This window comes from Streptomyces sp. NPDC057253 (assembly GCF_042669125.1).
GTDB lineage: Bacteria > Actinomycetota > Actinomycetes > Streptomycetales > Streptomycetaceae > Streptomyces.
In genome coordinates this window covers 31779-47840 of record NZ_JBHUXV010000047.1, presented here as the reverse complement: position 1 = coordinate 47840, position 16062 = coordinate 31779, and the positions used below count along the sequence as shown (strand labels likewise).

The window sequence follows — 16062 nt, the reverse complement described above, 5'->3', positions numbered from 1 at the left end:
GTCACAACTCCCTTACGGCAAGCAGGGGTTCGGCCCGGTCCCAGCCGACGACCGGTCCGTCCCGGCACACGAGCAGCGGGCCGAGCTGGCAGTGTCCGCAGTGCCCGGTGGCGCAGCGCATGTTGCGTTCCAGCGAGACCCGGACACGCTGCGGGGGCACGCCGAGCCGGGCGAGTTCACGGGAGGTGGCGCGGATCATGGGTTCGGGGCCGCAGACGAACGCGGTGGTGTTCGCCGGTTCGAAGGGAGCCCGGTCCAGGAGCTGCGTGACCACGCCGACGTCGCCGCGCCAGTCCTGGTCGGGCCAGTCGACGGTCACCCCGGTGTACGCCGTGCGCCAGAGCTTCGGTTCCTCGCGGGCGATCAGGTCGGCCGGGGTCCTGGCGCCGATCAGCACGCTGATCCGCCCGTACGCCGCCGGCTCGGCCAGCGCGCTCAGGACCAGCGGCCGCAGCGGGGCGAGCCCGATGCCACCCGCGACGACCAACAGGTCCCGGCCGCGCGCCTGTTCCAGCTCCCAGCCGGTGCCGTACGGACCGCGCAGCCCCAGTACGTACCCGGTGCGGGCCTCGCACAGTCCCGCGGAGACCGCGCCCACGGCGCGGACGGTGTGGGCGAGCCCGCCCGTGGCCTGGACGGAGCTCACGGACAGCGGGATCTCCCCGCGCCCGAAGCAGTGCACCATCGCGAACTGACCCGGCGCGAAGTCGTCCAGCGCCTCGGCCAGCGGTTCCAACCACAGGGTGACCGAGTCCGAGGTCTCGCGTCGGTGGTCGACCACGAGATACGGGACGGGTACGCCCGTCATCGCCCGTCACCGCCCGCCGGAGCCCCGTACAGGTCGACCAGCCGGGTCCGGGCCGCGCTCAACCGCTGGGACAACACCCGGCCGAGCCATACGGCGACGTCCCGGCCGAACTCGGCGTCCTCCTCGCACATCAGTCGCACGGCCACGGCGTCGAACTCGTAGGCCGTCACCCGCGTGACCGTGCAGGCGCCCAACTGCCAGACGTACGGCGCGAACAGCCACGACCAGCCGACCAGATCCCCGGTGCCCACCGTCTCGATGACCGGCGTGCGATGGCCGGGCACATGCAGGTCCAGGGCGACCGTGCCCTCGCGGACGATCCAGAACCGGTCGGCGTGTCCGCCCTCGTCGAAGAGCCGGGCGCCCGGCGGCAGGTCCACCTCGTGGGCCACGCGCAGCAGTCGCTCCCGGTGGGCGGGGGACAGCGCGTGGGTCACGCGCAGGGCGATCGAGGGGGTCATCGCTCATGCCTCCGTCTGGGACTCGGCGTGCAGGGCGGCGACTTCCTCCGTGATGTCGATACCGGCGGGGCACCAGGCGATGCACCGTCCGCAGCCGACACATCCGGAGCTGCCGAACTGGTCGTGCCAGGTGGAGAGCTTGTGGGTGAGCCACTGCCGGTAGCGGGCCCGCCCCGAGGGGCGCACCGGGCCTTCGTGCAGGAACGAGAAGTCCAGGTCGAAGCAGGAGTCCCAGCGCTGCCACCGCTCGGTGTGATCCCCGGTGAGGTCGGTGACCTCCTCGGTCGTGGTGCAGAAGCAGGTGGGACAGACCAGCGTGCAGTTGCCGCAGGTCAGACATCGCTCGGCTACGTCGTCCCAGCGATCGGCCTCCAGGCTCGCGCCCAGCAGCGTGCGCAGGTCGACCGGCGGCAGCGCACGGCCCATGCGGTCCCGGGCGGCGTCGACCGAGGCGCGTGCGACGGCCTCGGTGACCATGTCGGCATCGTGGTGGGGAACGTGCTCCAGCAGCTGTGCGCCCTCCTCGCTGCCGACCCGGACGAGGAACCGGTGGCCGTCGTCGTCGATGACCTCGGTGAGCGCGAGATCGTATCCGGGGTCGGCCGCGGGGCCGCCGCCCGTGGAGACGCAGAAGCAGGTCGCGCCAGGCTCGGTGCACTCGGCGGCGATGATCAGCGCGCGCCGCCTGCGGGCGCCGTACCCGTCGTCCGCGTACCGTCCCCCGGTCAGCACACGGTCCTGAATCGTGATGGCCCGCAGATCGCAGGGCCGTACCCCGAGGAACGCGTAGGCCGGCGCCTCGGGCTCGTGCCGCTCGAAGGACACGTCACCCTCCGGTGTACGGTCGGCGCTCCACAGCCGCTCGCGCGCCGGGTGCAGATACGACTTCCAGGACTGCGGTCCCGCGCTGTGCGCGAAGACGGCCCCGTCGTCGCGGGGGACCAGCCGGTAGCGCCCGGCGTCCAGCTCGACGCCCCACCCGTAGGGCAGTTCGTCCGCGGAGGCCAGTTCGGCGAGCACTACGGCCCCGTCCCGGACGGTCGGCCCGACGACGGTCCGCCCGTCGCCGACGAGCGCGTCGACCAGAGAACCGAGCCCGTCCCGGTCCAGTACGGCGGTGTCGACGGCGGCGGTCATGACGGTCCTCCTCGCTTCGGACGGTTCCACTTCCAGCGTGTGGCCGGACCGGTGTCGCGGGCATGGGCCGACCGTCCCGTCATGGGGCCGTCAGGCCCCCGGGCCACGGGACCGTGAGCGCCGTTCAGCCGCCCGGACCGCTCTTGGCCCGTTCCCCAGGCAGCGGCTCGCCCAGTTCCCCCTCCACCGCCCCCGCCATGGCGCGCAGCACGTCAAGCGTCCGCTTGGCCTCCGCCTCGTCGACCAGCGTGATGGCGAACCCCACGTGCACGATCACGTACGACCCGACCTCCGCCTCCGGCGTGCAGCTCAGGCACACCTCGCGCCGTATCCCTCCGAAGTCCACGGTCGCCATCCGCAGCCCCGCGTCGTCGTGGACCTCCAGCACCAGCCCCGGGATCCCCAGGCACATCGGTCCTCACTCCTTCCCGGTCAGCCGCGCGGCCGCGACCGCCGCCTGGCCGTAGCTGATGCCGCCGTCCCCGACGGGCACCTGACCGCCGACCAGCACCCGCAGCCCCTGCGCGCGCAGCCGGCGCCGCACCTCGGTCAGCAGGCGCCGGTTGACGAAGCAGCCGCCGCCCAGGCACACCGTGTGCGGCGCGCCCTCGGCGACCGCGTGGGCCACGAGGTCCGCGGTGACGATCGCCAAGGTCAGGTGGAAGGCCGCGGCCAGCTGGGCCACCGGCTCCCCGTCGAGCTGTCGCACCAGCAGGTCGGCGAGGGTCGGGGCGGGGTCGTACACCCACAGCCCGTCCACCCGCACCAGCCGGTGGGCGAGCGGCACCGCGTGCGTGTCACCGGCCGCCGCCTCCAGCAGGACGGCCGCCTCGCCCTCGTAGCCGACGCGGTCGGCGAGGCCGAGCAGGGAGGCGACCGTGTCGAAGAGCCGTCCGGCGCTGGAGGCACGGGGGCAGTTGACGTTCCTGGCGACCATGGCGGTCACGGTGGTGACCTCGTGCGGGTCGAGCCGGTCGGTGAAGGTGCGGGTCAGCCACGGGTTGGGCCGGGGCGAGCCCAGTGCCTCGCCGCCGAGCAGGTGCCCGAGGGCGGTGCGGGAGGGGTGGCGTACCGCCGCGTCGCCGCCGGGCAGGGGCGCGGTCGCGAATCTGCCCACGCGGCGGTAGCCGGTCAGATCGGCGACGAGGATCTCGCCGCCCCACAGAGTGCCGTCGTCCCCGAGCCCGAGCCCGTCGTAGGCGATGCCGAGGAAGGGGCCGCGCACCGCGTGCTCGGCCGCGCAGGCGGCCACATGTGCGTGGTGGTGCTGTACGGCGATACGGCGCAGCGGCTGCGCCTTGGCCCACTGTGTCGACAGGTAGCCGGGGTGGAGGTCGTGCGCCAGGACACGCGGCTCGATGCCCGTGAGGTGCCTCAAGTGCTCGTACGACGCCTGGAACGCCTCGTGGGACGCCAGGTCGGACAGGTCACCGGTGTGGGGACCGAGGACGGCACGGCCGTCGGCTGCGAGGGTGAAGGTGTGCTTGAGCTGGGCCCCGGCACCGGCGACCGGTGCGCGCACGCGCAGGGGCAGTGGTCCGGGGGCGAGGCCTCGGGCGCGGCGGACGGTGATCCGGGTCCGGCCGGCGAACTGCACCACGGAGTCGTCGTAGCGGGCCCGGATCGGGCGGTCGTGCGTGAGGAACCCGTCGGCCACACCTGACAGGGTGCGGCGGGCCTCGGCGTCGTCCACGGCGATGGGCTCGTCGCTCAGGTTGCCGCTGGTGACCACGAGAGGCCGGGCCAGGTCGTCGAGGAGGAGGTGGTGCAGGCCTGTGGTCGGCAGGAACAGTCCGACGCGCGGGAGACCGGGGTGCACCTGCGGGGCGAGCCGGGAGTTCCCTCGCGTCCGGCGGCGGGCCAGGAGCACGACGGGACGTTCCGCAGACGTCAGGGCGCGCTCCTCCGTCGCGCCGACCATGGCCAGGCTCGACGCGGTGCGCAGTCCGTCGACCATCACGGCGAACGGCTTCGCCGGACGGTGCTTGCGGCGCCTCAGCTCGGCCACGGCGCGCGGATCACCGGCGTCGCACACCAGCTGATAGCCGCCCAGACCCTTCAGGGCGACGATCCCGCCGCCGGCGATCATGTCGACTGCCGCCCCCAACGCTTTCTCGCCGCGCAGATCCTGCCAGGCGAGCCGGGGGCCGCAGACCGGGCAGGCCACGGGTTCCGCGTGGAAGCGCCGGTCCCCGGGATCGGCGTACTCGGCGGCGCAGTTGCCGCACAGCGGGAACCCCCGCATCGTGGTGCGGATCCGGTCGTACGGCAGATCCTCGATGATCGTTGCACGGGGGCCGCAGTCGGTGCAGTTGACGAACGGATAGCGGTACCGGCGGTCGCCCGGGTCGCGCAGTTCGCTCAGGCAGGCGTCGCAGATCGCGGCGTCGGGCGGGACCTCGCGCGCGGCCGGGTCGCAGGAGGCGGGCATGCTGTGGCGAACCCGGAACCCTTCGCCGTACGACGGCCGGGCGCCGCCCTCGGTCATGCGGATCCGGCGCACCTCGGCCAGGGCCGGCGCATCCGACCGCAACCGGTCGGCGAACGCCTTGACCTGCGCGGCGGGGCCGGCGACCTCGCCCTCCACGTGACCATTGACGTTGGCCACCCAGCCGGTCAGCCCGAGTGTGGCCGCGGTCCGGTACACGAAGGGACGGAAGCCGACGCCCTGGACGATGCCGTACACCTCGAAGCGCCGCGCGTTCACGGCCGGTTCCCGGACAGCGGTTCCCGGTGTCGCGCGATGTCGCTCTCGACGGCTTCGGCGAGCGGGTCCACGGCGGCGGCCACGGCGGGGGACAGCCCGGTCCCGAAGTCGCTGTCGGCGCCCTCCACGGCGTACACGACCAGCTCGCGCGGCAGGAGACCGAGGACGCGCGCGAGTTCCACCGCCTCACCGAGCCCCAGGCCGTGCGAGCTGGTGGTCGTCGGTCCGTCCAGGCGGGCCTCGCGCAGCGCGAGGCGGTGCACCCGGCCGGGTGTGCCCGGGTGGGCGTGGGCGGCGTCCACGACGACGGCCAGATCCACGCCCTCCCACAGCCCGATCAGCCGCGCGGGATCTCCGTCGCAGGTGGCCAGCACGACGTCCCGCGGCCACGACTGCCGCGCGGCCCGTTCCCTCAGCCGGGCCACGACGGCCCAGCCCACGCCGTCGTCGCGCCGGAACTCGTTGCCCACGCCGACGACGGCGATCCGCGTGCACAGCCTCATGCCCCTGACGGTGCCCCGCCGCCGGCCGACCCCACAGGGGCCGAACGACCCATGGTCCCGGGCCGGGTTTCCCCCGCGCGCCCACCGGTCGCAGCGGGCGGGCTCGCCAAGGGGGCCGATCGGACCCGGCCCGAGCCCTGGCGGCCCATACCCGGCGAGGGGCGCCGGGGCGACGCTGGCAGCGAGGAGCAGTCGAAGCGCAGGAGGTGCGCGCCATGCCCCCGCCCGTCATCGCCGGAGTCGACGGTTCGGCCGAGAGCCTCGCGGCGGCCGAGTGGGCCGCCCGCGAGTCCGTACGGCGCGGGCGGTCGCTGCGGCTCGTGCACGTCTGGAGCTGGCACCCTCGCCAGGACGGTGAGCCCGCCACCGCGGCCCAGCGTCTGATGGCGCGCCGGGCTCTGCGGCAGGCCGGGGAACGCATCGGCCGCGCCTGTCCGCAGGTGCGCTTCGAGGAGGAGCAGGTCGAGGGGCCCGCCACCGCGGCCCTGGTGCGGGCCGCCGCACAGGCGGACGTGCTGGTGCTCGGCTCGCGAGGGCTGAGCGGATTCACGGGTTTCCTGGTGGGCTCGGTCGCCCTCGGCGTCGTCGCGCGGGCCGTGCGGCCCGTCGTCCTCGTGCCTTCGGCCGGCAAGGGCGCGGGCGTGTACCTGCGCGCCGAGCCCGAGGAGGGTGGTGGGCGGGATGTGGTGCTGGGGCTCGACCTGGCGGACCCGTGCGACGAGGTGATCGAGTTCGCCTTCGAGGCCGCACGCGATCGCGGGAGCCGGCTGCGGGCGGTCCACGCCTGGCCGCCACCCGCGCCCTTCGCGCTCGGCCCCGGGGAGATCGGCCTGATCGAGGAGCCGTGGCGCGCCGCCGAGTGGCGGGACTTCATGACCGCCGTCCTGCAGCCCTGGTGCGACAAATACCCCGGCGTCGAAGTCGTCGAGACCCTCATCGAGGGCCGGGCGGCTTCCCCGTTGATCCGTGCGGCCCGCGCGGCGAGTCTGCTCGTCGTGGGCCGCCGGATCACCCAGGGCCCGGCGCTCGCCCGCACCGGCCCCGTCGCGCACGCAGTCATTCACCACGCCGGCTGCCCCGTGGCCGTCGTCCCCCATGAGTGAGATCCCCTGAGCGAGAGGTCCGGAGCCGTGATGAGCACGCCGACCAAGTACGTGTACACGTTCGCCGAGGGCAGCCGGGAGATGGCCGGCCTGCTGGGCGGCAAGGGCGCCGGCCTCGCCGAGATGACCCGGCTGGGACTGCCGGTGCCGCCCGGATTCACTGTCACCACCGAGGCCTGCAAGGTCTACCTGGCCACTGGGGAGGAGCCGCCCGAACTGGGCGTCGAGATCGCCCGGGCCCTGGCCGGACTGGAAGACACCATGGGCCGCACCCTCGGCGCCGCCGCCGACCCGCTGCTGGTGTCCGTCCGCTCGGGCGCCCGCTTCTCGATGCCGGGCATGATGGAGACGATCCTCGACATCGGCCTCAACGACGAGTCCGTCGCCGGGTTCGCCAAGGTGAGGGGCGACGAACGCTCCGCCTGGGACTCCTACCGGCGCCTTGTGCAGATGTTCGGCCACACCGTGATGGGCGTGGACGGAGACCTCTTCGAGGAGGCCATCGCCGGGCACCGGACAGCGCTCGGCGTGGCGAGCGACCACGAACTCTCGGCCACCGAACTCACCGCCCTCGTCACCGAGTTCAAGGACCTGATCCGCAAGGAGACCGGCGAGGACTTTCCCCAGGACCCGGCCGAGCAACTCGCCCGCGCCGTCCGTGCCGTCTTCGACTCCTGGAACGGCGAACGCGCCCGTGTCTACCGTCACCGCGAGCACATCCCCGAGGACCTCGGCACGGCCGTCAACGTGCAGGCCATGGTCTTCGGCAACCTCGGCCCGACAGCGGCGTTCAAGAGCAGCGGCACCGGAGTCGCCTTCACCCGTGATCCCGCCACCGGCGCGCGCGGACTGTACGGCGACTACCTGCCCGATGCCCAGGGCGAGGACGTCGTCGCGGGCGTACGTGACGCGCTGCCGATCAGCGAGATGAAGAAGCTCGACCCCCGCTCGTACGTCGAACTGGGCGACCACCTGCGGATGTTGGAGGGCCACTACCAGGACCTGTGCGACGTCGAGTTCACCGTCGAACGCGGACGGCTGTGGATCCTGCAGACCCGCGTCGGCAAGCGCACCGCCGAGGCGGCCTTCCGCATCGCCCACGACCTGCGCGAGGAGGGCACCGTCACGGCCGACGAGGCGCTCGTGCGCGTGAGCGGCGCCGAACTGACCCGGCTGATGTTCCCCCGCTTCGACGCCAGGGCCACCGGCGCGCCCCTCGCCCGCGGGATCTCCGCCTCGCCGGGCGCAGCCGTCGGGGCCGTCGTCTTCGACTCCGCCGAGGCCGTACGGCGGTCCGCCGCCGGTGAAAAGGTGGTCCTGGTCCGGCGGGAGACCACCCCCGACGACCTGCCCGGCATGATCGCCGCCCAGGCGGTGCTGACGAGCCGGGGCGGCAAGACCAGCCACGCGGCCGTCGTCGCACGCGGCATGGGCAAGGTGTGCGTGTGCGGCGCGGAGGAACTCGCCGTCGACCCCGTCGCCCGCCGTTTCACCACCCCTTCCGGCACGGTGGTCCACGAGGGCGACACGGTCTCCGTGGACGGCACCGCGGGCACGGTGCACCTCGGGGCCCTGCCGCTGACCGCCTCCGACGTGGGCCGCGCGCTGGAGTCGGGCACGGGTGAGGGAGCGCTCACCGAGGCCGTGCTCGGCGCACTGGCGCACGCCGACGCGGTACGCCGTCTCCAGGTGCGCGCCAACGCCGACACACCCGAGGACGCCGTACGGGCCAGGGCGCTGGGCGCCCAGGGCATCGGGCTGTGCCGTACCGAGCACATGTTCCTCGGCGAGCGCAGGACCCTGATCGAGGCGATGATCCTGGCCCACGACGACACCGCCCGCGAGCAGGCTCTGAACGCCCTCCTGCCGCTCCAGCGCGCGGACTTCACCGCCATCCTGGAGGCGATGGACGGCCTGCCCGTGACCATCCGGCTCATCGATCCGCCGCTGCACGAGTTCCTGCCCGACCGCACCGGACTCGCCGTCCGCCTCGCCCAGGCCGTCCACCCGGACCTCCACGACCGCGAACTCCTGGACGCCGTAGAGCGGATGCACGAGCAGAACCCCATGCTGGGCCTGCGCGGAGTGCGCCTGGGACTCGCCGTGCCCGGGCTGATGGCCATGCAGGTGCGGGCGATCGCCGAAGCGGTCGTACGGCGCCTGCGCGACGGTGGCCGACCGCGGGCCGAGATCATGATCCCGCTGGTCGGGACGGTCGAGGAACTCCGTCTGGCCCGCGCGGAGACGGAACGCGTCCTGGCCGAGGTCGCCGCCGAGAGCGGCACGCCGCTGGACTGCCCGATCGGCACGATGATCGAGCTGCCGCGCGCCGCGCTCACCGCGGGCCGTATCGCCGAGGACGCCGACTTCTTCTCCTTCGGCACCAACGACCTGACCCAGACGACCTGGGGGCTGTCCCGCGACGACGCCGAGGCCTCCTTCTTCCCGCTCTACCTGGACAAGGGCGTCTTCGCGGTGTCGCCGTTCGAATCGATCGACCAGGAGGGCGTGGGCAGGCTGGTGGAGCTCGCGGTCACGGCCGCCCACGAGGTCGACCCGGGCCTGGAGACCGGCGTGTGCGGCGAGCACGGCGGCGACCCGCAGTCCATCCACTTCTTCCACCGGGCCGGTCTGGACTACGTCTCCTGCTCGCCCTTCCGTATCCCGGCGGCGCGTCTGGAGGCCGGCCGGGCGGCGCTCGTCACCACCACGGACACCAGCGAGACGAGGTGATCCCTCGACGGGGGGCGCCTGGCCCATACCGGCAGGAAGGCGGGCAGAGGTCATGTACGCCCAGACCAGCGGGGTGCCGGGGAGACGCGGGTGCTGGTCGGGCCGTCGCCGCCTGCCCCCGCCTGGCCCTGCACTCCGAGGACGCTCCCGTGTGACACGCACTCGTGGCCCGCGACACCGGCCGGGTGAGTTCCCGCACCTGTATCCGTACGCCCCGACCGCCGGGGCGTACGGATACGGGTCAGTGCTCGTCCCCGTTGCCGCCCGAGGCTGCCTTGGAGTAGCCGTCGTGCCATGCGGCCTTCGCCCCCGAATCGCCGATGCGGTAGACGTCCACGGAAGCTCCCACGGCCACGACGAGTGACACAACGGCGACCGCGATACGCACCGGCGCGGCCGACCGGCGTATGCCGCGCGACGTCTCGGACCCGGACGTGGTGCTGCGGCGGGCCGCCCACCAGACGAAGACCGCCAGAAGGAACAGGCCTGCGACCCAGGGCAGCAGGCCGTCGCCGAGGGCGGCGTGCCGGCGCACCAGGGCGTCGCTGTCGACGTGTTCTTCCAACCACTCCCCGGCCTGCGTGGCCAGCGGAACGCTCACGAGGGTGACCAAGGCCAGCAGCGGCAGCATGATGCCCATGCGCTGCGCCGCGCTCGGCCAGATCGCGCAGGCCGCGAGCGCCAGCGCGGTCAAGGGAACGAGCACGACGACGAAATGCACGAGCAGGACGTGCGCGGGCAGGCCGTTGATCAGGCTCATAGGTTCTCCTCCAGCAGGTTGGTCACACACGATGTGCCGACGGCGCGCAGCCTCACACAGGAAGTTCTCAACTTCCTCTGAGCTGCCGGCTACTTCCTCTGGGCCGGCCAGGTGACCGCCCTGGACGAGCGCGCGATCGTCTGGTGCGCAGTGATGGCCGGCGGCGGCCTGGGTCTGATGCTCGGCCAGTCCAACACCGACGCGCTCAACCGGGCGCCGGAGACGTCCTACGGCGAGGCAACGGGCGTCACCCAGACAGTCCGCAACTACGGCGCGAGCTTGGGCTTGGCAGTGCTCGGCCCCCTCTTCTCCGCTGCTCTGCAGTCCCGGCTGACGGAGGGGCTGACCGCTCAGGGCCTGCCGCACAAGGTGGCGAGCACCGAGGCCGCCAGGATCGCGCGCCTTGGCTCGGGCACCGGTGGCAGCGATGCCGCCGTACCGCACTTCGTGCGACTCGCGTTCGCCGAGGCGACCCGGCCGGTCATGTACGGGATGGCGGCAGTCATGGCCGTGGCCTGTGCGATCGCGCTCCTGGGCCTGCGCACAGGATCCACAACCGAACGACTGCCCGCCCGCAGAGGAAAGCGGGTCGTGGGCGTCGGGGCGGCAGGGGTGTGAGACCTGGCGCAGCGACCTTAGGCCTTTGCATCAACCAATGATGGATTCAGGTACAGCTCTAGGAGGAAATGACGTGCGGATTCTGGTAGTTGGCGCTGGTGGTGTCGGCGGTTACCTAGGCGGCCGGTTGGTGGGTCCGGGCCGGGCGCGGTGGCGCGGGGTCGGCCACCTGCCCGGTGTCGCTGATCTTGCGCAACAGGCCCTACAAAACCTGCCTGGCACGGTGAGGACTTGTCGACGGGTGCCCAACAGGTCACCCGCGACCGGATGAACGTCACTCAGGGGGTGAAGGCGGCGGCCTCCCGCACCACGGAGCGGTGTCAACTCCCGGGAGGCGGCCGCCGCTTCGGGGCCGTCGCTAGGACGGCGGTTTCGCCTCCGTCTGGGCGGCCTGCAGATCGGCCAGCAGTTCGGCCTGCCCGGCCAGCACCCCGGAGAGGATGGTCCGCGCGACTCGCAGGAGTTCGGCGATGTGCGGGCTGGTGAGCGAGTAGTACACGGTCGAGCCCTCCTTGCGGGTCACCACCAGGTTGGCCCGCCGCAGCACCGCGAGCTGCTGCGACAGGTGCGCCGCCTCGATCCCCACCTCGGGCAGCATCTCCGCCACCGCGTGCTCACGCTCGCTCAGCAGCTCCAGTACCCGGATACGCGCCGGATGCCCCAGTGTCTTGAAGAACTCGGCCTTCAGTTGGTACAGCGGCGTACTCATCGTGCCGTCGCCTCCCCGGTACAGCAGCCCAACCGCACCGGCCGGCCCTGGGCCCATCGCATCCGCCTACTCGTCAACAACATGAGCCCCATCCTCCCGTGCGGCGCGGTCACGCCAATCCGCGGACGAGAACAGAGCCATCCGAAACCAGAGATGACGACCTCAACAATTGCCAAGGTTTGCAACTCTATACGTTGCGTGAGGGGGTTTGCGTGATCACTCCGCTGCCCGGCGCGAGCGTCGCCTGGCACAAGTGCCCCGCATGCCGCCTCAAGTCGGCCCGGATGGTTCCTGCTCCCGGTGCGGGCACTCCCACATGATGCCGCTGCCCTTCGGCGGTCGGTCCACCGCGTCCACGCCGGACGGCGAAGACCGGGGCTGACCCGCGCACGGCACACGGATTCGCGAGGGAGGTGGGGCATGGGTGACCTGGGCCGTCCGGTCGGTGGCGGGATCCGCTTCGAGTGGGGCCTGCCGGAGCGAGCCGCCTCGTAACGGACGCCGCCTGACTGCGCAACATCACCGCGGTCGGCAGCCGGCTCACCGCCCGCGGCTACGGCACGCGCGAGCCTCCGGTGGCCGTGATCACCGCGGGTGAGCGATGGCCGGACCGCAGCTTGCGCCCCGCGCTGGAGGACCTGCTGGGCGCCGGTGCCCTGATCGCCGACGCGCACGCTCAGGGCGCGGGATCGCTGCCCGCTGAGGCGTCCGCCGTGCAAGCGGCCTACGAGGCTACCCCCGACCTCACCCGCGCCATCGCGGCTCGCGCCTGCGGTCGGGAGCCGGCCGCAACGGGCTTCGCCGCGGACGTGGCCATCGCGACGGAGGAGGACAGCTGCACCGTTGTTGCCCGTACGGGACCCTGACGGTGCCTTCGCCCCTGCTGAACCAGCCGGGCTCATTCTCCCGTGTCGTCTCCGGTCTGCCACCCCGTCGTCCGCCACTCGTGGCGGCCCTCAGGTGCCTCGCCGTGCTGTGTGCTGTGTGCCGCGAGCGCGCCGTTCAGGTTTGCGTGGACGGGGATGGGCGGGCAGTCCCCGTCGGGGACGAGGGAGCCTTCGGCGGGGATGGCGGCCAGTTCCAGGACGCGGCCCGCTGCGGCGAGACGCCGGGCGGCCTCGGTGATCGCCAGCTGCCCTTCCGTAGACCAGCCGCGCAGTTCGGTCAGGTCGACGATGACCGGTCCGCTCCCTCGTCCCACCACCCAGCCGATGGCGCCGGTGAAGCGATGGGCGGCGTCGGGGCCCAGGTGGCCGGAGACGGACAGGATGCCGATGTCCTGCTCGACGGTGTAGCGCCATTCGATAGTCATGGCCGTCAACTTCCTTGTGCGGTAAGCCTGTTGATTCACAGGGGCAGGGTGATCCAGATGCTCTTGCCCTTGCCGTCGGCGTCGCCCCGGACGACCGCGGTGCCGCCGAGGCCGAGGGTGAGCTCCATGACGGTGGCCAGCCCGCCGCCACCGGTATCGGCGACCGCGCCGTACAGCGGGGGCTGGTAGGGGTGGCGGTCGTGGACGGCGAACGCCAGGCAGTTCTCGCCGGCCGCGTAGATGACGGTCACCTGCGGGGAGAGCACCGCGGCGTGCCGGATGCTGTTGGTGACCAGCTCGCCGAGGATCAGGAGTGCGGGGCCGATGGCGGGATGGCGCAGGTCCATCCCCCATTCGGCCAGGGCCCGCTCGGCGGTCTCGCGGGAGAGCCGGACGGCGGACGGCAGCGTGGGAAGGGTGAGCACATGGCGGTGGGGCAGGGCTTCGAGCCGGGTGCTCATCACGCCTCCGCGCGGGCCGGGCGGAATCCGGTCACGGTCTGCGGCTGCATACGCAGCAGGGTGTCGTGGGGACCGTGACTCCAGCCGGGGGTGCGCTGGTCGTGGGCGGTCTCATCGGGATCGCTGATCACGTCGACCGGTCCGGAGACGGTGACGGTCCAGCCGGTGCCGGTCTGAGGCAGATCTCCTCCGCGTGGTACGTCGCCGTCCGGGGGAGCACGGTCGCTTGCACCGGGGTGCGCCCAGGGAGGCGTCCGAGCTCCCGCAGGTGCGGGGCCGGGTGCACCAGGGCCGTCTCCCGCCGGACGTGGACCAGTCGTCCCGGCGCGCTGTGTTCCAGCAGCCACAGGGCCTTGGCGCCGGGGATATCGGCCGTACGCGGGCGTGCGGGGGCAGTGCTCATCCGACGGTTTCCTCTGTTTCCTCGCTGAGGGGCCGGGACTTCCGGGAAGGAGGCGGCATCACGCCGGTGCCCTCCAGAAAGGTGCGCGCGGCCTGAATCGCCTCCGGCGTGGTGGCGTGCTCGCGCCCGTCCAGGCGCAGCAGTTCCAGCGCACCGACGGAGTCCAGGACCTGGCGCTGGCCGGGGCGTATGCCGGACGTCATGACGGCGATGCCGCGCCGGTTCAGTTTCTCCACCACGTCCTTGAGGACGAGGGCGCCGGTGGCGTCGATGGTGGTGACCCGGGACATGCGCAGGATGATCACGCGGACGTCGGCGACCTCGGCCAGTTCCAGCAGGAAGCGGTGAGCAGCGGCGAAGAACAGCGGGCCGTCGATGCGGTACGCCACGATGTGCTCGGCGAGCAGCGCGTGCTCCTCGGCGCCGTGGTCACCGCGGTCGAGCGGGACCTGGTCCAGACGGGCCTGCTTGGCCACCGCGCGCAGGGCGAGCGCACCCGCCACGACCAGGCCGATGATCACGGCGTACACGAGGTCGAGCGCGAGGGTCGCGGCGGCGGTGAGGACGAGGATCAGCGCGTCCGAACGGGTGGCCCTGGCCATGGCCCGCAGCGAGCCGACCTCGACCATGCGGATCGCGGTGGCCAGCAGCACGCCGGCGAGCGCGGCCAGCGGGATCTTCGAGACGAGCGGTGCGGCCGCGAACACGATCACCGCGAGGATCGCGGCGTGAACGAGGGAGGCCAGCCGGGAACTCGCGCCGGTACGGACGTTGACCGCGGTGCGGGCGATCGCACCGGTCGCCGGCACGCCGCCGAACAACGGCGCGGCGATATTGGCCAGGCCTTGGCCGAACAGCTCGCGGTCCGGATCGTGCTGGTGGCCCACCGTCATGCCGTCGGCCACCGAGGCCGACAGCAGCGATTCCAAGGCGGCCAGCGCCGCCACCGCGACCGCCGGGGCAAGCAGAGAGCTGAGCGTGCCCGGGTGCAGGAAGGAGAGGGACGGTGCGGGCAGGCCGGACGGCAGTTCGCCGATCGGCTCGGCCGCGTCCAGGCCGGCGAGCTGCGCCACGATCGTCGCCGCGATCACCGCGAGGATGGAGAAGGGGATCGTGGGCCGCCGGCGGGCCCCGGTCAGCATGACGGCGGCGACCGCCACGGCGAAGGCGACGGCGGTCCAGTTCGGACTCTTCGCGAACTCCTCCAGCGCGCGCCAGGTCACCACGAGGACGCGGTCGCCCTCCGGCTTGGGTACGCCCAGGGCGTTCGGGATCTGCTGGAGACCGATCACGCAGGCGATGCCGAGGGTGAAGCCCTCCACGACTGGCGCGGGCACGTACTGCATGTACTTGCCGGCCCTGAGCAGGGCGAGCGCGACGAGCATCACGCCCGCCATCAGTCCTACGGCGAGCACTCCGGAAGGCCCGTGCCGGGCGACGATCGGCACGAGGACGACAGTCATCGCGCCCGTCGGCCCGGACACCTGCAGATTCGAACCACCGAAGATCGCAGCGAGCGCGCCGGCGATGACCGCGGTGGCCAGCCCCGCTTCGGCGCCGAGCCCGGAGGAGACGCCGAAGCCGAGCGCGAGCGGCAGTGCGACGATCGCCACCGTGAGGCCGGCCAGCAGGTCCCGGCGCGGGTCGCGGCGTATCTCCGTCAGATCGGTACGACCCGGCAGCAGCGCGGTGAGCCGGGCACCGACCCGGGCGCCGACCCGGCCAAAGGCGGTCTTCATCGCGCGGCGACCTCGGTTTCCCGCAGCTCGGCCAGCAGCTCGTTCCGCCCGGTGAGCATCTCGGTCAGGATGCGGCGCGCGGTCGCCATCAGGTCGGCGACATCGCCGCTCGCGAGGGCATAGACGACGCTTGAGCCCTCGCGCTGGGAGCTGACGATGCCCGAGCGGCGCAACACCGCCAGCTGCTGCGACAGGCTGGAGGGCTCCACCTCGATGGCGGCCAGCAGATCCCGCACCGGCATCGGCCCGTCCTGCAACAGCTCCAGCACCCGTATCCGTACGGGATGCCCCAGCATCCGGAAGAACTCGGCCTTGGCCTGGTACAGCGGAACGGACACGATCCCTCGGCTTCCCCGACAGCGCCCCAGCCTGGGGCAAGCGAAGGCTGTGCCCGCGGCTACCGACCGGCACAGCAACCACAGCATCTAATGAATTGCAAAATTTAGCAATTAAGCATCCTGTTGCGGCCTGGCTGATCGATCCATAGGCAGCACGGCGGGCCTGACGGCGCGGGGAGGTTGCCGGCCGGTCACCCGACCCAGTCTCGGATCAGGCCTTCTTGACCACGCTGGACTTGAGCCGGCGCCCGTGCCGTGCGATGGATCTTG

At 72.5% G+C, this 16062-nt stretch carries 18 protein-coding genes; 4 read left to right on the top strand and 14 right to left on the bottom strand.

Going from position 1 to position 16062, the window contains the following annotated elements; genetic code table 11:
* Window position 1: 1 nt before the first annotated feature.
* From ACFULQ_RS25000 to ACFULQ_RS24975, 6 genes are all read right to left on the bottom strand, one after another.
* The gene (locus tag ACFULQ_RS25000; protein ID WP_383547331.1) at window positions 2-808 is read right to left on the bottom strand and encodes an FAD/NAD(P)-binding protein; all 807 of its coding nucleotides are present in this window, start codon (window positions 806-808) and stop codon (window positions 2-4) included.
* A complete protein-coding gene (locus ACFULQ_RS24995) occupies window positions 805-1269 on the bottom strand; it encodes a Crp/Fnr family transcriptional regulator (protein ID WP_383547330.1) in 465 nt (154 codons plus the stop codon). Before ACFULQ_RS24995 ends, ACFULQ_RS25000 begins: the two co-directional genes overlap by 4 nt.
* A gap of 3 nt (window positions 1270-1272) precedes the next feature.
* Window positions 1273-2406 carry a 4Fe-4S dicluster domain-containing protein gene (locus tag ACFULQ_RS24990; protein ID WP_383547328.1) on the bottom strand — a complete coding sequence of 378 codons (1134 nt, stop codon included), beginning with the start codon at window positions 2404-2406 and terminating at the stop codon, window positions 1273-1275.
* A 124-nt stretch (window positions 2407-2530) separates the two neighbouring features.
* Complete coding sequence (locus tag ACFULQ_RS24985; RefSeq protein ID WP_383547326.1) at window positions 2531-2818, bottom strand: HypC/HybG/HupF family hydrogenase formation chaperone; 288 nt, start codon at window positions 2816-2818, stop codon at window positions 2531-2533.
* A 6-nt stretch (window positions 2819-2824) separates the two neighbouring features.
* Window positions 2825-5113, bottom strand: a complete 2289-nt coding sequence (hypF, locus tag ACFULQ_RS24980; RefSeq protein WP_383547324.1) for a carbamoyltransferase HypF — start codon at window positions 5111-5113, stop codon at window positions 2825-2827.
* Window positions 5110-5616: a hydrogenase maturation protease gene (locus ACFULQ_RS24975; protein WP_383547322.1), complete on the bottom strand. Its 507-nt coding sequence runs from the start codon at window positions 5614-5616 to the stop codon at window positions 5110-5112. The genes hypF and ACFULQ_RS24975 overlap by 4 nt, the downstream gene beginning before the upstream one ends.
* A gap of 215 nt (window positions 5617-5831) precedes the next feature.
* On the opposite strand from ACFULQ_RS24975, the gene ACFULQ_RS24970 reads away from it, so the two are divergent.
* On the top strand, window positions 5832-6719 hold the full coding sequence (locus ACFULQ_RS24970; RefSeq protein ID WP_383547320.1) for a universal stress protein: 888 nt from the start codon (window positions 5832-5834) through the stop codon (window positions 6717-6719).
* Window positions 6720-6749: 30 nt separating this feature from the next.
* Window positions 6750-9452, top strand: a complete 2703-nt coding sequence (gene ppdK, locus ACFULQ_RS24965) for a pyruvate, phosphate dikinase (RefSeq protein ID WP_383547318.1) — start codon at window positions 6750-6752, stop codon at window positions 9450-9452.
* 241 nt (window positions 9453-9693) lie between these two features.
* On the opposite strand, the gene ACFULQ_RS24960 is transcribed toward ppdK, so the two are convergent.
* Window positions 9694-10212, bottom strand: a complete 519-nt coding sequence (locus ACFULQ_RS24960; RefSeq protein ID WP_383547316.1) for a DUF2231 domain-containing protein — start codon at window positions 10210-10212, stop codon at window positions 9694-9696.
* Between the two features lie 111 nt (window positions 10213-10323).
* On the opposite strand from ACFULQ_RS24960, the gene ACFULQ_RS24955 reads away from it, so the two are divergent.
* Window positions 10324-10830 (top strand): hypothetical protein, encoded by a 507-nt coding sequence (locus ACFULQ_RS24955; RefSeq protein ID WP_383547315.1) that lies wholly within the window; start codon window positions 10324-10326, stop codon window positions 10828-10830.
* A gap of 358 nt (window positions 10831-11188) precedes the next feature.
* Here ACFULQ_RS24955 and ACFULQ_RS24950 read toward each other — a convergent pair whose 3' ends face one another.
* A complete protein-coding gene (locus ACFULQ_RS24950) occupies window positions 11189-11539 on the bottom strand; it encodes an ArsR/SmtB family transcription factor (RefSeq protein ID WP_383547313.1) in 351 nt (116 codons plus the stop codon).
* Window positions 11540-12114: 575 nt separating this feature from the next.
* On the opposite strand from ACFULQ_RS24950, the gene ACFULQ_RS24945 reads away from it, so the two are divergent.
* Window positions 12115-12405 carry a 2-phosphosulfolactate phosphatase gene (locus tag ACFULQ_RS24945; protein WP_383547312.1) on the top strand — a complete coding sequence of 97 codons (291 nt, stop codon included), beginning with the start codon at window positions 12115-12117 and terminating at the stop codon, window positions 12403-12405.
* Window positions 12406-12437: 32 nt separating this feature from the next.
* Here the strand turns inward: ACFULQ_RS24945 and ACFULQ_RS24940 are convergent, their stop codons facing one another.
* From ACFULQ_RS24940 to ACFULQ_RS24915, 6 genes are read right to left on the bottom strand one after another with little or no spacing between them, the layout of a single operon-like run.
* Window positions 12438-12851 carry an anti-sigma factor antagonist gene (locus ACFULQ_RS24940; protein ID WP_383547310.1) on the bottom strand — a complete coding sequence of 138 codons (414 nt, stop codon included), beginning with the start codon at window positions 12849-12851 and terminating at the stop codon, window positions 12438-12440.
* A gap of 35 nt (window positions 12852-12886) precedes the next feature.
* Window positions 12887-13312, bottom strand: coding sequence for an ATP-binding protein (locus ACFULQ_RS24935; protein WP_383547309.1), 426 nt, complete (start codon window positions 13310-13312; stop codon window positions 12887-12889).
* Window positions 13312-13443 carry a hypothetical protein gene (locus ACFULQ_RS24930; RefSeq protein ID WP_383547307.1) on the bottom strand — a complete coding sequence of 44 codons (132 nt, stop codon included), beginning with the start codon at window positions 13441-13443 and terminating at the stop codon, window positions 13312-13314. The genes ACFULQ_RS24935 and ACFULQ_RS24930 overlap by 1 nt, the downstream gene beginning before the upstream one ends.
* Window positions 13440-13715 carry a hypothetical protein gene (locus ACFULQ_RS24925; RefSeq protein WP_383547305.1) on the bottom strand — a complete coding sequence of 92 codons (276 nt, stop codon included), beginning with the start codon at window positions 13713-13715 and terminating at the stop codon, window positions 13440-13442. The genes ACFULQ_RS24930 and ACFULQ_RS24925 overlap by 4 nt, the downstream gene beginning before the upstream one ends.
* Window positions 13712-15454 (bottom strand): SulP family inorganic anion transporter, encoded by a 1743-nt coding sequence (locus ACFULQ_RS24920; protein ID WP_383547304.1) that lies wholly within the window; start codon window positions 15452-15454, stop codon window positions 13712-13714. Before ACFULQ_RS24920 ends, ACFULQ_RS24925 begins: the two co-directional genes overlap by 4 nt.
* Complete coding sequence (locus ACFULQ_RS24915; RefSeq protein WP_383547302.1) at window positions 15451-15792, bottom strand: ArsR/SmtB family transcription factor; 342 nt, start codon at window positions 15790-15792, stop codon at window positions 15451-15453. Before ACFULQ_RS24915 ends, ACFULQ_RS24920 begins: the two co-directional genes overlap by 4 nt.
* Between the last annotated feature and the right edge of the window lie 270 nt (window positions 15793-16062).